We start from the raw sequence: 15209 nt of genomic DNA, 5'->3' as shown, positions 1-15209 counted from the left end.
TCACACTCATAGCCGACCTTATCCGTCTCGGAAACAGGGGGACTGCCATGTTCGTATGATGGAACGGTCTATCCTTCTGCCTGGACGATGGCGCGGCCGGTGCGGATCGCGGGATGCAGCGCGGTGAAATAGGAATCCGCGCCGGCCGTCGCCGTGATCCGGTGCCGGTCCATGTCGGCGCGCAGATAGGGCGAAACGCGGCCGAACAGCACACGCACGCCCTGCCCGCGCAGTTCCGCCAGCAGGTCGCGCAACATGCCGGCGGCCGAGAAATCGAGATCGGTGATCGCGCTGGCATCGACGATCAGGCAGCGCAGGGGGGTAGGTGCGCTATTGACCAGCAGCCGTGCGTCGTCGGCGAAACGGGAACAGTTGGCGTAGAACAGGTCCGCGCCGAAACGATAGATGACCAGCCCGGCCTCGGTCTGGATGCCCCGCCCCACCGGCACCGGCTCCAGCATGCCGGTGGCGTCGTCCACCCGCAGCACCATGCTGTGCGGCCGGTAGCTGTGGCGGACATGGCGGAACAGCGACAGCGCGATCGCCAGGAAGATGCCCTGCTCCACCCCCACCCCCACCACGGCGGCGCCGGTGACCACGGCCAGGCGGAATTCGCCGGGACTCTCGCGCCGGATGGCCAGCAGGCCCCGCCAGTCGATCATCCCCGCCGCGACGCTGAAGACGATGGCGGACAGCACACAGCGCGGCAGGTCGCGTAGCGGCCCGGTCAGCACCAGCAGCACGACCAGCGTGACCAGCGCGAACACAAGCTGCGCGCGCTGGCTGCGCGCACCGGCCCGCAGCGCCATCGCCGTCTGGGTGGGGCTGCCATTGACCACGAACGCCCCGGTCAGCGCGGCGACGGCGTTGGCGGCGGACAGGCCCAGGATGTCGGCGTTTTCATCCACGCGTTCGTGGCAGCGCAGGGCGAAGGCGCGCGAGGTCGCGGCACTCTGCGCGATGATCACCACCACGCAGGAGCCCGCGACCGGCAGCAGCGCCAGCATCTGGTTCCACGTCACGTCGGGCAGGACCAGCGACGGCAGGCCGCCCGCGATGGGGCCGATGACCGCCACCCCGTGACCCGCCAGGTCGAACGCCCGGCTGGCGGCGATGGACCCCACCACCGCGACCAGCGCCATCGGCGCACGCGGCAGCAGCCGCCTGCCCGCCAGGATCAGCATCACCACCAGCAGCGAGAGGCCGGCGCATAATCCGCTGGCTGTCGGCAGCCCGCGCGCGACCTGCGCCAGTTGCGCCAGCGGATTATGCGCCGGGGCCGCCACGCCCAGCATGTCGCGCGACATGGCGATGCACACCTGCACCCCCACCCCGGTGAGGAAACCGACCAGCACGGTGCGCGAGAAGAAATCGGCCAGGAACCCCAGCCGGAACAGGCGCGCCCCCAGCAGGAATGCCGCCGCCAGCCATGCCACCACGCCGACCAGCGCCACATAAGCCGGGCTGCCCGCCACCGCCATGCCCGCCAGACCGCTGGCGATGATGGCGGCGGTGGCGGAATCGGCCGCCACCACCAGGTGCCGCGACGAGCCCAGCACCGCGAAGGCCACCAGCGGCAGCAGCACGGTATACAGGCCCGTGACCGCCGGCATGCCGGCGATGGCGGCATAACCCAGCACCTGGGGAATGTTCATCGAGGCCAGCGTCAGCCCGGCCAGCGCGTCGCTCCAGCCGCCCGGCGCATGCAGGCGGCCCAGCAGCCCCCTGAGTGGAAAGGACACCTTCAGGCCCCGCCTGGCTCCGGCCGCCATGCCTCAGATTCCTCCATCCCCGGCGGGCAGGCGCCCTGCGGCGATCGCCTTGCGGAATGCCTCCCAATCGCGGCGGGTCTGCGCGGCATACAGGACCGAGAAGCCGCCGATCGCATCGGCAAAGGCCCGGCCCCGCCCCAGATAGGCGGCCAGTGCCACCACGTCGCCGGTGCGGGCGTGGGCACGGGCCAGCGTGCGGCCGCAAAGCGGGGCATAGTCCACCAGCCCCTCCTGCGCGACCTCGGTGCCGACGGCAGCGAGGCGGGAATCCTTGAGGCGGCGGACATAGAACTGCCGTCCGGCGCCCGAGAGGTCGTGGCGGGTGTCTTCCGCTTCGTCCCGTCCCTGCGTGTGGGTCCAGCCGAGGAACGCGTCCGATGCCGCCTGCATCATGCGCTGGCCGGTGACCACCCGCTGCCCCTGGTTGCGGAAGACCGACACCCCGGCATAGGGCGCCAGCACCGAATCCTGCGCCTCCTTGATCTGGAGCAGCAGGCTGTCGCCATCAGCGGTGGTGAACAGGCCGATGGCGCAGAACGTGCCGACGCTGCCCACCCCCACGACCTTGAAGATCACGTCACGCAGGCGGTACTGCGCCAGCAGGATGCCACGCTCGGGCGGCTGGGTGGCGACATAGCGGGCGAAGGCGTCGCGGATGATCCCGTCATGCTCGGGCAGGCGCATCACCAGCGGCGGTTTTTCGCGCAGGGCGGGCGTGCCGCTATTATCGGCCACCAGACCGAAATGGCGGCGGGCGCTGTCCATGCGTTCGGCCAGCAGGGTCCGCGCCCGGCGTCGCGCCCGCCCATCGGCGAAAGCGTCGATCGCGGCGGCGAGGTCGATCCGGTTGGTCCAGATTTCCAGCGGCGTCAACGGGGCCAGACGCGCCATTTCGGCCGCGTAGGCCCTTGCCGCCAGCACGGCAAGGGCGCGCGCCGGGCCGTCCGCCAGGCCGGACTCCTCCCCCGCCAGCACCAGCGAGGCCCCCAGACGCTTGATGTCCCACTCGAAGGGAGCGGGCAGGGTTTCGTCGAAATCGTTGATGTCGAAGACCGGCGCGCCCTCGGGCGAGGCATAGGCGCCGAAATTGGCCAGATGGCAGTCGCCGCATGACTGCACCCGCGGACCGGTCCAGACCGTCTGCGCCAGATCCATCGCCATGACGGCCGCCGCCCCGCGCAGGAAGGCGAAGGGCGACGCCGCCATGCGCCGGTAGCGGATCGGCAGCAGGCCGGCGATGCGGTCCTGACCCTGACGTTCCAGGATCGTGACCGGGTCCGCCCGGCCGGACGGGGGCGCCCAGTCGGCATGGGCGCCGCGCGGCAGGCTGTGGCGCAGCGCGCGCCCGCCGGCATGGCGTTCCCGCCGCGTGGAAAGCGCGGCGGCCCGGCTGAGGGTCGGAAAATCGGCGGGATAGGCAGGACGAGCGGTCATCGCCCGATTTTCGCAAGTCGGAGGGCCGCCGTCACGCGCAAAACATCGGCAGCGGCCCTGCGGGGTCTTCAGCCCGGCGGCGCGCCCTGGTCCACCAGCCGCCGGATGGCATCGAGATAGGTGATGAAGGCGGCCCGGCCGCTGTCGGTCAGGACCAGCCGTGTCAGGGGGCGGCGGCCGGCGAAGCCCTTGTCCTGCACCACGTAACCCGCATCCTCCAGCTTGCGCAGATGGGTGGACAGGTTGCCGTCGGTCACGCCCAGATGGGTGCGCAGCGCCGTGAAATCCGCCATCCCGGCCGAGGACAGATAGGCCATGATGCCCAGCCGCACGCGACCATGGATCACGTCGTCGATCTGCCCGATATCGAAATTATCCATGGTCCGTCACGCCGCCCGGCCTTCCCGGCGCAGCAGGACCCAGCCCGGCAGCGCCACCAGCAGCAGGATCAGCAGCCCGTAGAGCAGCAGGAGGACCGGACTGTCGATCATCGCGGCCACGGCCAGCGCGCCGGCGAAGGCCCCCGCCGCCACGCCCCGCAGCCAGGACTGGCCCGCGATGACGGCGGTGGCGCTCCACCCCGCGCCGTACACCGCCAGGATCAGCGAGGGAAACATCGCCCAGACGACAGGCGTACCGCACCGCCACGCCAGGACCATACCCGCGAGGAACATGATGCCGATCCCGCTGCCCAGCCCGCTCCACATCATGCCGATGGCGCGGTTGACCATGACCACGCTGCCGGGGCGGCCCAGTTGCGCGCGGTTGAGGAACCAGATCACCGGCAGATAGACGACCATCGCCGCCAGCCACACCCAGACCTGCGCCTGCGGCGGCAGGAGCGTGTGGCCGGTCGCGACCGCCCAGGCGACGAAGCTGGCGAGACCGAACACGAGGCCGGCCGTGAGGAAATAGGGACCGCTGGTCAGCGGCGCGTTGCGGCCGGCCTCGGCCAGGGCACGCATGAAGGTCAGGTCGTCATGCAGCGACGTGTCGGCTTGGGGGGTCATGGGAGCCTCGCAATAGTGCGTTGGTCAGGGGCCGCCGTGTGTCGGCGGGGACAGTGGCAAAGCTATAACAAAATACTTTTTATTTCAAAGTTATTTTTTATGAAGATTCCTTCCATCCGCCATGGCTCCAACTCTGCGGCGCGCGATGCCCGTCGCGCGCTATCCCGTCCTGTCTGCTGACCATGCGCGACCTTCCACCCCGGCGCGTGGGGCAGGAGGCGGGGCATGGAGGACGATGTGCTGATGGTGGCCGGACCGCAGAACGCGGCGATCGTCGCCAGATTGCCGCCCTCTGCCCGCTGGAACAGCGCGCGGCACCGGTCGGGGGGCGGACCGACAGCGTGGAACGGGGCAACAGCCTGCCCGTTGTACAAGGTTGACGGCATGGCCGGACGCCACGCGGCGTCCTACGGAACCACGCCTGCCCATGTGTGTTTATGACGCGTAAGACGCCGGCAGCCCCTCCCCGCGTCATTATCACGTTTTTGTGAACGGCGCGCGCAGATGGAAATCGTAATCCTGCCCATTGTCCAAGAAGATAAAATTTTTCCACGCATCTTATCGGACAACATAAATTGTCGTATCGCAGGCTCCGCGCCCTGTTCGCCAAGGCATGAAATGCCAGACTTGAGCTTTTTGGTAGAATTTCCGAATAAAAATAAATAGAAAATACAGATGATGTGGACAAAATCACGCGGCAATGCCCCATCCGCAATGCACCCCACCTCCATTCTCCTTGAAAAGGACTGTTCTTTTGCCCAATCGGCCACGAAAAGATACGAAAGTGTGACCAATCTTTCCGAGACCCGGCCGACGCTCTCCATTTCATTGATCGAGACGGCCCGCAGCGGGGCGCGTGCCCTGCGTGCCCTCTCCCGCCGGATGAGGACCACGCGCGCCCGTGCCGGTCTGGCCGCCCTGGCGCTGGCGGCCGCCTTTATCGTGCCCGGCGCACTGCCGGCCCGCGCCGCCGATGAGGATGCTCCGGCCGCCTCGCCCCTCGCCCGACCGACCCAGACCGCGGGAGAAACCCCGCCGGTCGGCAATCTGGAACAGACGATCCCCGGCTTCCTGCAATCGGCCTATGGTCCGCCATCTTTCGGGCCGCCCTACGGCACCACCCACGCCTTCGGCGACTGGGGCGGCGTGCAGCCCTGGCTCCAGAACCACGGCATCTATGCCGCCCTCGCCCTCTATGAAGGCATTTCAGGGAATGTCGCGGGCGGCAAGCGGCAGAGCTACACCCTGGCGGGCCAGGTCGGCGCCACGGTCGATATCGACTGGCAGAAGCTGCTGGGCGCGGGCGCGTGGTCCGAGGATTTGTGGCTGCATACGCTGGCGGTCAACGGCAACGGGCAGAATCTCAGCCGGCTCTTCGGCGATAACGGCAACCAGGTGCAGCAGATCTATGGCGCGCGCGGCAACGTGGTCGCACATCTGGTCTGGGCCTATTTCGAGAAATCGTGGCTGCATCACAAGGTCGACCTGGCCGTCGGCTGGATTCCGACCGGGACGTTCTTCAACAACTCGCCCTGGGTGTGCAGCTTCATGAACGTCTGGCTGTGCGGCAACGTGACGCCGACGAAATACCTGGCATCGGGGCGCGACTGGCCGTCGGGCAATATCGGCACGGTGCTGCGCCTGATGCCGACCCGCCATTTCTATGTGATGGGCGGCCTGTTTGCCGTGTCGCCGCATTCCTATAACGGCGGTATTTCCGGCTGGGCCTGGGGGCAGGACAATCTGGGCAAGCTGGGCACCGAAGTGGAAGTGGGCTGGCTGCCGGAATTCGGCCCCGATCATCTGATCGGCCATTACAAGGTCGGCGTGCTGTACGACAATTCGCGCTATGACAATCTGTACGCGGATGGCAACGGCCAGCCCTGGATCGTCACCGGGCTGCCACCCCGTCGGCAGAGCGGGCAGACCTCGGTCTGGGTGCTGGCGGACCAGATGCTGGTCCGCCATGGACCGGGCGAGTCGAACGGGCTGGTGCTGGCCGGGCAGTATTCCTATGCGGACGGCAAGACATCGCAGATGAATCATCATCTGGTCGCCGCCCTGCTCGATACCGGCTATCTGTGGGGCCGGCCGCTGGACAGCGTGGGAATCAACTTCCAATGGGCCAATTTCAGCCGCAGCGCCATCCAGTCGCAGGAAGCGGCCGCCGCCTATGGGGTACCGTTCCGGGGCGCCAATTTCGGCACGCCCTATGGCATCCAGGGGCATGAAAGCATCTACGAGGCTTTCTATTCGGTCCATGTGATGACCGGCGTGTCGCTTCAGCCCGACTTCCAGTATGTCAATCATGTCGGCGGCACGACGGTGTTCAAGGATGCCGTGGTTCTCAGCACCGCGCTCAACGTGCTGTTCTGACGCCGGGCCGCGGCGGGGAACCGCGCGGCCGGGGAAGCGACGGATGCGCGCGACCATCCGCCGCCCTGAAACAGCAAGACAGGAGAGCCTGCGCCATGAAGACACGTTCCCTGGGCCGGACCGGCTTCGAGATCGCGCCGGTCGTCTTCGGTGGCAATGTCTTCGGCTGGACGATCGACGAGAAGGCGAGCTTCGATGTGCTCGATGCCTTCGTCGATCACGGGTTCGATGCCATCGACACCGCCGATGTCTATTCGGCGTGGGCGCCAGGCAACAGGGGCGGCGAGTCGGAAACGATCATCGGCAACTGGCTGAAGGCGCGCCCCGGCATGCGCGACAAGGTGAAGATCTTTACCAAGGTCGGCTCCGATATGGGCGTGCCGGGCCACAAGGGCCTGTCGGAAAGCTGGATTCTCCAGGCTGTCGATGCCTCGCTCGCCCGGCTGGGGATCGAGCGGATCGACCTTTATTTCTCCCATTGGCCGGACCTGCACACGCCCTATGCCGAAACACTGGGTGCGTATGACAAGCTGCTCAAGGCCGGCAAGATCCGCGCCATCGGAGCCTCCAACCTCGATGCCACGCAACTGGACGAGGCTTTGCATGTGGCGCGGGCACAGAACCTGCCGGCCTATCAGGTGCTCCAGCCGGAGTATAACCTCTACGACCGGAACAGCTTCGACGGGGCGCTGCGCGACCTGTGCATCCGCGAAGGGCTGGGGGTCGTCACCTATTACAGCCTCGCCTCGGGTTTTCTGTCCGGGAAATATCGCAGCAAGGACGATCTGGGCCAAAGCACGCGCGGCGAAGGGATCGGGAAATATCTCGACGTGCGGGGCATGCGCGTTCTTGCCGCGCTCGATGCCGTCGCGGCCCGCCATGACGCCAGCGACGCGGAAGTGGCGCTGGCGTGGCTGATCGCCCGCGCGGGCGTCACGGCACCGATCGCCAGCGCCACCAGGCGCAGCCATGTGGAAAGCTTCGCGAAAGCCGCCGCGCTGGTACTGGAGGAACGGGACATCGTGGAACTGGACCAGGCGAGCGCGCCCTGACGCGGCCGGCCTGCCCCAATGCGGGGCAGGCGCGAGCCGGTCAGCGGCAGAGACCGAAGCCGGTGGCCTGGAGATGGAAGTGGCTGGCATGCAGGCTGTTGTAGTCGGGCGACAGGACGGTACCGAACACGCGGCAGGCCCGGTCGCGCATCCGGTGCAGATAAAGGCCAACGGGCGCTGACGCGTTCCATGCGCTGACCGGAATTTCCCTGCCGTCAGCCAGGACGAACGCGGACACGTCGATCGCGTCGGCGGTGGCATGGCTGCTCTGCGCGCCTGGGCGATCGCGGACATCGCGGCAGGCGAAGCTGCCGACATGCCGGATGCGCGAAAGGCCGGTATGGAACACGGCCTGCGTCACCGGCTCCGCGACCTGGCGTTCGAACAGAGACCAGCGCACCGCCAGACTGCACGATGCCAGGAAACTGGCGGGCAGGAGCGAGACCGCGCCACCACCGACCGTATAGACGCCCTCCAGCGGACAGGCCGCGGTGCCGCTGTGCGCGTGTTCCCGGACAGGCAGCCGGGATGTGAGGAGGGCTGCGCGGCACAATTCGGGAGACGCGGACAGCAGGCGAAGTTTCAGGGGCGTCATGAACGTCCATGCCGCCGCGAGATCGAGAGGCTGGGTGGGATCGTAGGCCGGCGGCAGCCAGCGTCGGTGAAACACGGCCAACGCGACCATGGCCGCACAGAGGGACAGGATGAAAAGACGGCCTAAACGCATGGATCTTTTCGGCGTCGACCGGTGGAACCGATGGCGCGTGGCCGCATCCTCGGCATGCCGTCTCCTTCCTCATTGCCGGGCAGCGGGTGCTGTCAGCGATGGCCGTCCAGCCAGCGGATGATCGCATCCACGGTCGGGACCTCGATACCATAATAGCCATGGGGCGTGAGGGAGCCGCAATTTTTCCGGCTTCGCGTCTGACCGCCCGACACGGACAGCACCCGCACATCCGGGCTGTGGTCGAGCGCGGCGGCGATGTCCGGCGCGGCGCCGGGTGGCGCGACGTTGCACCGATCGTCACGATTGCCGACGATCAGGACCGGGATACGGACCTGGCCGGGATCGGCACTGAAGACGGTCTCGCGACTGCCGCCCATCACCGACACCGATTCCGTCAGCACCACGCCGGCCACGCGGCCGGTCGGCGCATGGGCCGCACCGTTCATGGCCGCGATCGCCCCCTGGCTGGTGCCGAGCAGAAAGACCGGACCGGCCATGTGCGCATGGGCGAAATCGACCAGCGCCTCCACGACCGCCGCGTAACGCGGCGAACTGCGCAGGCCCCGCAGGTTCATCCCATCGACGGCATCGGCGAGCAGCACCGCGTAACCGCGCCGGAGCCAGAGCGTACGGGTCCGCACGACGAAATTATCGCCGTGGCGGATCTGCCCGTCGTCCTCCAGGCCGATCTGCCCGGACCCGCCCGGCAGCATGACCAGCGTGCCCCGCGCATCGGGGGGCGCACTGAAAAGAACCCGCTGACGCGCGCCGTCACCCAGCACCAACGTGAAAAGCCGCGCATTGGACACCGGATCTGCGGCGGGACGCGGTGCCGGCAGGCCTCCCGCCGGTTCCGTCCCCGCCGGGCCTGCCCAGGCTGACGGCGCGATCAGGACGACCGCCGACAGGAGCAGGGCATTCCTCCAGAGCCTTATGGACATGATCGCACCTCGGCCTGCGCCCTGAAGAAACAACCTTTCTACCCGTTTCCGTCAGTTCGCGACATCGGCTTTCGCGGTATGCCCGGCGAACAGCGCGGCCACGATGTCCGAGACCGCCGCGGCGGAGAGTACACCCGGCTCGTCCTGCGGCATGGACATTTTTATCTTCGCATAGAGCGCATCCCGACGATTGCTCCATTTTTCGCGGAAATTCCGCCCGGCCAGCGGCGGGGCCTCGTCGAGGTTTCCCGCCCTGTTATCATGACAGGGGCGACAGCGCTCGGCATACAGCGCCATGCCAGACCGGACCCGCCCGGCCGTGACGGATGGTTCGTATCCCGCCGGTTCGCGCGAAGAGTCCGCATAGGCTGAAAGGGACAGGGTGGCCGTCAATCCGGCCGCGACGACGCGAAGCACGCAGCGCGAGCGGGCCGTCATGATCGCGGCGTATGCCTGCGAAGCCCGGCCTCCTGGACCGGCGGGCTCTGGTCGGACCCAGGGACGGGCGGCGGCATTGACGACGCCGTGTAACGGGCGTTCTGCCCGCCTGCCCCGTCATCGGAGGGCGGGCCGAGTGCGCCTTCCGGGGGGTGCGCTTTCAGTCCAAATGTAGCGCGAAGCCGGTCGCACCTGGCTTTTCCAGGCCGGGTTTCAGTTCCATGGCCGGAATCCGGTAATCGCCATCGTTCTGTCGCCGATAGGCAATCGGGGCGATGGTGCCCAGTGCCTGCATCCGCGTGCGAAGCGCCGCCGCCACGGTAGCGAATGCCCGATCGTCCAGCCGGTCGACGCGATAGGCCACGAAAGGCGGCAACACGGTAAAGCCGGGATAGAACAGGATACCGTGATTGATCGGAAACAGCAGGTCGTCGATCGGGCCGTTGATCCCCCTGGGCGAATAATGTTCCGCCCAGCCACCGGTGGTGACGACGAGCATGGCCCGTTTGCCGGCCATGACGCCCTCGCCGTAGCGATCGCCCCACCGCCTGTCGCTGTGCTCGCCAACGCCATATGCGAAACCGCAGGCATAGACACGGTCTACCCAGCCTTTGAGGATCGCGGGCATGGTGAACCACCACAGGGGAAACTGCAGGATTACGGTATCGGCCCAGACCAGCTTCTCCTGTTCGGCCCTGACATCGTCCGTCAGGTCATGCGCGGCGAAGGCCCGCGCCGAGGCGGAGGCGACCCGGAGCCGCTCTCCTTCCGCAAGATCGGGAAAATCCGCACGATCGGCAGCGGCTTTCCACCGCATGGCATAGAGGTCCGAAACCCTTACTGTATGGCCCTGCTCTTCAAGCGCGCCGATGGCGCAGTCGAGCAGGGCGCCGTTCAGCGACTGCCGCTCAGGGTGAGCATAGACGATGAGGACATTCATAGGCGTTTTCCATTGCGATCGGAAAGGAGGGAGACGCCGGGCCATGATAGGCAGCCCTCCATTGTTCCTCTATAGATCGTGTCCAGATAGGACTATGCCGGATAATGGAACAATCTGACATTACTCTCGACCGCATCCGAACCTTCGTACGCATTGCCGAACGGAGAAGCCTGACGGCCGTTGCGCGTGATTTCGGAATCGGCCAGTCGACCGTCACGCGCCATCTGCACGAACTGGAAAACGCGCTCGGCGTACCGTTGTTTACCCGCACCACGCGCCGGGTGACGCTGACCGACGAAGGCGCGCGCTATTACGCCCACTGCCTGCGTATCCTGGGACTGGTCGAGCAGGCCAGCCAGGAAATGCGAGAGACCAGGCAGGCGGTTTCCGGCACGGTCCGGATTTCCTGCACCGGGGCGCTCGGTACGCTGCATGTCGGCAGGCTGGTCCATGCCTTTCAGGACCGCTACCCTGCTATCCGGATCGAATTCGGCCTGACGGACGAGCGCATCGACCTTGTGCGCGAGGGCGTGGATATCGCCATTCGCCTTGGGCCGCTGAACGACAGTTCGATGAAACTGCGCCCGCTGGGAGAAAGTCACCGCGTGCTGGTCGCGTCTCCGGCGTGGCTGAAAACCAATGGCAGGCCGCGCCACCCGCAGGATCTCGCGGGCCTGGAAGGTGTGAGAATGTCGCGGGTGCACGGGTCGGAGCGGCTGCATCTGCATGCCCCCGACGGCACGCATCACACCGTTGCTTTCCGCGAACGGCTGACCGTCGACCATGGCCTGGCGGCGCGGGAAGCCTTTTTGGCCGGACGGGGCTTCGGCCCCGCCCATCGCTGGCTGGTGGAAGACTGCCTGACCGATGGACGGCTGGAAGTCATTCTGCCGGATTACGCACTTGCGGCATCGCCGCTGAGCATGCTGATCGCGCCGGAGCGGTCCGGCATCGCCCGCATACGGCTGTGCGCCGATTTTCTTGCGAGCGGAATCGCATCCATATCGGGCATAACCCGGCAGGGAACGGCACGAGCACCGAAGCCTCGCGCATCATAAAAAACCCCCGCCGTCGGAACGGCGGGGGCGTCGTAGAAATGCCAGTCGCTGGCGCGACGGGTCGCGTCTTTACTGGGCCGTCGTCCCCTCGGGGAGGGCGTAGGCGATCACGTCATCGGCCACGTCAGGCGAGTGGCTGGCACCGCCGACGGAGATCACGACATATTCCTTGCCCGTCTTGGGGGATTTGTAGATCAGCGGAGCCGCGACCGCGCCGGCGGGCAGCGGAGCCTTCCACAGTTCCTTGCCGGTCATGCTGTCCAGCGCGCGCAGATAGTAGTCCTGCGTGCCGGCGAAGAAGAGCAGGCCCGAGGCCGTCGTCGTCGGGCCGCCCAGGGTGGGCATGCCCATCGGCATCGGCAGGTGGCTCTTGATCCCCATCGGACCAAGCTGCTCGGCCGTTCCCATCGGCACCTGCCACAGCAGCTTCTTGGTGCGCAGGTCGATGGCGCTCATGGTGCCGAAAGGCGGCGTGTTGCACGGCACTTGCAGCGGCGACTGGAGGATGTCGATCCGCACGCCCGAATAGGGGCCGGCGATCTGGGGACGCAGCGTGCCCATGAAGCCCGGAACCTCGTCGGTCGAGATCTTGTAATGCTTGGCGTCTTCATGATTCACCAGCATCATCCGCAGCGGCATGCGCATGTCGTTGACGAACATGATGTCGTTCGCCTCGTCGATCGAGATGCCACCCCAGTTCATGCCACCCAGCAGGCTGGGCCACTCGATGTAGGGCTTCTCGCCAGGCGGCGTGAAGGGGCCTTCGTAAACCGAGTTCTTGAACATGATGCGGCAATAGAGCTGATCGAAGGTGCTGACACCCCACATCGACTGCTCGGACAGCGGATCGGCGCCGATGGTGGGCATGCCGACCGAGAACGGCTGCGTCGGCGACAGATGCTCGCCCTGCGCGGCCGGCGTGGTCGGGACGGCGCGCTCTTCAACCGGCGTCACGAAGTCGCCGGTGCGGCGGTCGATGACGAAGATATGGCCGGTCTTGGTGGTCTGGATCAGCGACGGGATCTTCTCGCCCTTCGCATTGGTTACATCATACATCACCGGCTGCGACGGCAGATCGAAATCCCACACGTCGTGATGGATCAACTGACGGACCCACTTGGTCTTGCCGGTCGTGGCGTCGACGGCGACGAGGGCCGCGCCGAACTTGTTCTTCACCGCGTCGCGGTCACCACCCCAATAGTCGGGCGGGCCGTTGCCGGTGGGCAGATAGACCTGGTTCAGCGCCTTGTCGTAGGTCGGGACGGCCCAGACATTCGGTGTTTCCAGCGTGAACTGCTTGTCGGCATCGGGCGGAACCGGGCTGTCGGGATCGCCGACATCCCACGCCCAGACCAGGGCACCGGTGCGGGTGTCATAGGCACGGACCACGCCCGAGGGCTCGCCATGCACGATGTCACGCACCCAGCCGCCGATCACGGCCAGATGGCCCATGACGACCGGCAGGGCCGTCGGATGATAGCGCTTGCTGTTTTCCGTCGGCCCCATGTTCTTCTTGAGGTCGACATAGCCATTGTCGCCGAAACCGGGGCAGAGCTGGCCGGTATGGGCGTCCAGCGCGAACAGGCGGGCATCGACGGCGGAGACCAGGATGCGCTGCTGGCAGGGCTGGTCCGCCGCGGCCTGCCTGTCCTCGTCGGTCAGGCTGTCATCCTTGGTGATGTCGTAGTAGCCGACGCCACGGCATGAGACGTGCTCGGCGGTGTGGGCGTGCGGGTCGAACCGCCAGATCTGCTTGCCGCTGTCGGCGTCGATCGCGGAAATCACGTTTTCAGGCGTGCAGGAATACAGAACCGAGCCGATCTGTGCCGGCGTGTTCTCATCCACGCCCGCGCCGGGGCCCCTGGTGCGCCGGCCAGTATGATACACCCAGGCCACCTTCAGGTCGGTGACGTTGCGCGGGGTGATCTGCGTGTAGGGCACATAGCGCGTGCCGCTGACATTGCGCCCGTAGAACTGCCAGTCATCGGGCTGGGGCGGCACGGCGGAGGCCACGCGGGCCTTGTCCAGCGCCTCGCCCTGGATGCCGCCATGGGGCGAGAACATCTCGACCAGGGTCACGACCACACCGAGCAGCAGCGCCACGCCGCCGCCCGCGCTGATCTGCCGCGTGGAAGACGGCATGGACGGCAGGGTCGCCGTGACCAGCAGGCTGAGCATGAACATGATGGCCGGCACCATCAGGCGCGGCAGCAGCGGCCAGAAGGCGAACTGCGGCGCGTCATAAAGCGCCCAAAGGACCGTTGCGACGAAAATCGCGACCGAGAAAGAAAGAGCCCAGGACGCCCGCCCCTTGACGAGGAAAAGCGCACCCAGCGCCACATAGGCGACACCGGCCAGAAAATAATAGAACGAGCCGCCAAGTGTGACGAGTTGGAACCCGCCGGCGACAAGGGCCAGCCCGACGGCCAGGCTGATCAGGACGAATGCAATCCGGCATCCGTCACTGATCCTAGATCGATGATTCGCTGTATTATCCATTCTACCGTTCCAAGGTTGGAGGCTTCGCTGTCACACGTGGCGCGTTCGGGCCAAGCCGGACCGGGGTCAGAAGCATGCGAATGCCTGAATCCGTCGCCCGATAAACTTTGGGATGCTTACGCCTCTTCCCCCAGGCTTTCCATAACGTGAAAGCAAACTTTGCCACGATTTTGATTAATATTTTTTAATCAATACCTGTTTGGCTTTTTTCCGACTGCCGCGCTGCCTCATCGCCGACGATGACCGCCAGAGAGAGGATACCTGACCCCGGTCACAGGCTTGTGATGAACAGAAATATCGTCGTCCGGAAGGGCATCCGCGGGCATTCCTTCGTATTCAAACACAAGAGCTTACATAGCATCTGCCTGTTTTATAATTATTTTTTTAGATTCCGCCTCTCAACACGCTGGTGCCGTCCGCACGCCGCAGAGTTCCAATACCGATTGGGTATCAATCAATGACGGTTTAAGTATTTTACACCGTCCTCGGATTGATCTGTTTTTCACGTCAGGAAAAACGAACCCTTTGTGTACTGGAGCAATTTTCGTCTTCTCATGCCGATATGCGCGCCCAGGACGGGTTAAAAACCCGACCTGGAATGAGACGATGAAAAATGACTTCCAGTTTATTTTTGGCTGCAAAACATGGATAAAATTTAATTTAAATTGCGCGGAACAAACGCTCGATACGTCATTCCCCGCAATGGCGGCGTTGCGTCTTCCGACCGACCCGACCGGACTGCGCGCGCGCCTCCCTTTCGCTGAAAAACCGTGATCCTGCGGGGTATTTCGGCCTGTCCCGCAGTCATCGACCGCAGGATGCCGTCATCATCCCGTCGATATCGATCACTTCATGTAATAACAGGAACCCCGCCATTAATGGGCGCCCCCTCCTCTTGAAAAAAGAGGAATTGTAGTGTTCTTGTCCTCGTTAATAACTATATAACAAAAATGGAGCCCGGT

Annotated in this window: 14 protein-coding genes; 5 read left to right on the top strand and 9 right to left on the bottom strand. The window is 65.6% G+C overall.

Going from position 1 to position 15209, the window contains the following annotated elements; translation table 11 throughout:
* Positions 1–68: 68 nt before the first annotated feature.
* The 4 genes from HLH25_RS06120 to HLH25_RS06105 form a co-directional block, all read right to left on the bottom strand.
* Positions 69–1772 (bottom strand): SulP family inorganic anion transporter, encoded by a 1704-nt coding sequence (locus tag HLH25_RS06120; protein WP_182973224.1) that lies wholly within the window; start codon positions 1770–1772, stop codon positions 69–71.
* 3 nt (positions 1773–1775) lie between these two features.
* Positions 1776–3206, bottom strand: a complete 1431-nt coding sequence (locus HLH25_RS06115; RefSeq protein ID WP_182973223.1) for a DUF2252 domain-containing protein — start codon at positions 3204–3206, stop codon at positions 1776–1778.
* Between the two features lie 68 nt (positions 3207–3274).
* Positions 3275–3586 (bottom strand): winged helix-turn-helix domain-containing protein, encoded by a 312-nt coding sequence (locus HLH25_RS06110; RefSeq protein WP_182973222.1) that lies wholly within the window; start codon positions 3584–3586, stop codon positions 3275–3277.
* 6 nt (positions 3587–3592) lie between these two features.
* Entirely contained in the window at positions 3593–4216 is a 624-nt protein-coding gene (locus HLH25_RS06105; protein ID WP_182973221.1) for a hypothetical protein, read from the bottom strand.
* Positions 4217–4441: 225 nt separating this feature from the next.
* On the opposite strand from HLH25_RS06105, the gene HLH25_RS06100 reads away from it, so the two are divergent.
* The 3 genes from HLH25_RS06100 to HLH25_RS06090 all read left to right on the top strand — a co-directional run bounded on the left by HLH25_RS06100 (position 4442) and on the right by HLH25_RS06090 (position 7644).
* Entirely contained in the window at positions 4442–4657 is a 216-nt protein-coding gene (locus HLH25_RS06100) for a hypothetical protein (protein ID WP_182973220.1), read from the top strand.
* A gap of 345 nt (positions 4658–5002) precedes the next feature.
* The gene (locus HLH25_RS06095; RefSeq protein WP_310889052.1) at positions 5003–6592 is read left to right on the top strand and encodes a carbohydrate porin; all 1590 of its coding nucleotides are present in this window, start codon (positions 5003–5005) and stop codon (positions 6590–6592) included.
* Positions 6593–6687: 95 nt separating this feature from the next.
* Positions 6688–7644, top strand: coding sequence for an aldo/keto reductase (locus HLH25_RS06090; protein WP_182973219.1), 957 nt, complete (start codon positions 6688–6690; stop codon positions 7642–7644).
* A 40-nt stretch (positions 7645–7684) separates the two neighbouring features.
* Here the strand turns inward: HLH25_RS06090 and HLH25_RS06085 are convergent, their stop codons facing one another.
* The 4 genes from HLH25_RS06085 to HLH25_RS06070 all read right to left on the bottom strand — a co-directional run bounded on the left by HLH25_RS06085 (position 7685) and on the right by HLH25_RS06070 (position 10690).
* Positions 7685–8371 carry an extensin-like domain-containing protein gene (locus HLH25_RS06085; RefSeq protein ID WP_182973218.1) on the bottom strand — a complete coding sequence of 229 codons (687 nt, stop codon included), beginning with the start codon at positions 8369–8371 and terminating at the stop codon, positions 7685–7687.
* Between the two features lie 92 nt (positions 8372–8463).
* Complete coding sequence (locus tag HLH25_RS06080; protein WP_246401507.1) at positions 8464–9312, bottom strand: alpha/beta hydrolase; 849 nt, start codon at positions 9310–9312, stop codon at positions 8464–8466.
* A gap of 51 nt (positions 9313–9363) precedes the next feature.
* Complete coding sequence (locus tag HLH25_RS06075; RefSeq protein WP_182973217.1) at positions 9364–9750, bottom strand: c-type cytochrome; 387 nt, start codon at positions 9748–9750, stop codon at positions 9364–9366.
* A 160-nt stretch (positions 9751–9910) separates the two neighbouring features.
* Positions 9911–10690 (bottom strand): NAD(P)H-dependent oxidoreductase, encoded by a 780-nt coding sequence (locus HLH25_RS06070; RefSeq protein WP_182973216.1) that lies wholly within the window; start codon positions 10688–10690, stop codon positions 9911–9913.
* 104 nt (positions 10691–10794) lie between these two features.
* On the opposite strand from HLH25_RS06070, the gene HLH25_RS06065 reads away from it, so the two are divergent.
* Complete coding sequence (locus HLH25_RS06065) at positions 10795–11748, top strand: LysR family transcriptional regulator (protein ID WP_182973215.1); 954 nt, start codon at positions 10795–10797, stop codon at positions 11746–11748.
* Positions 11749–11817: 69 nt separating this feature from the next.
* On the opposite strand, the gene HLH25_RS06060 is transcribed toward HLH25_RS06065, so the two are convergent.
* The gene (locus HLH25_RS06060) at positions 11818–14247 is read right to left on the bottom strand and encodes a membrane-bound PQQ-dependent dehydrogenase, glucose/quinate/shikimate family (protein ID WP_182973214.1); all 2430 of its coding nucleotides are present in this window, start codon (positions 14245–14247) and stop codon (positions 11818–11820) included.
* A 606-nt stretch (positions 14248–14853) separates the two neighbouring features.
* Between HLH25_RS06060 and HLH25_RS06055 the strand changes: the two genes are divergently transcribed.
* The gene (locus HLH25_RS06055) at positions 14854–15021 is read left to right on the top strand and encodes a hypothetical protein (protein ID WP_182973213.1); all 168 of its coding nucleotides are present in this window, start codon (positions 14854–14856) and stop codon (positions 15019–15021) included.
* The last annotated feature ends 188 nt before the right edge of the window (positions 15022–15209 follow it).

This window comes from Gluconacetobacter dulcium, from assembly GCF_014174165.1.
Lineage (GTDB): Bacteria > Pseudomonadota > Alphaproteobacteria > Acetobacterales > Acetobacteraceae > Gluconacetobacter > Gluconacetobacter dulcium.
Note: the sequence above shows the minus strand (reverse complement) of the source record. Positions and strands in the feature narration are given on the sequence as shown.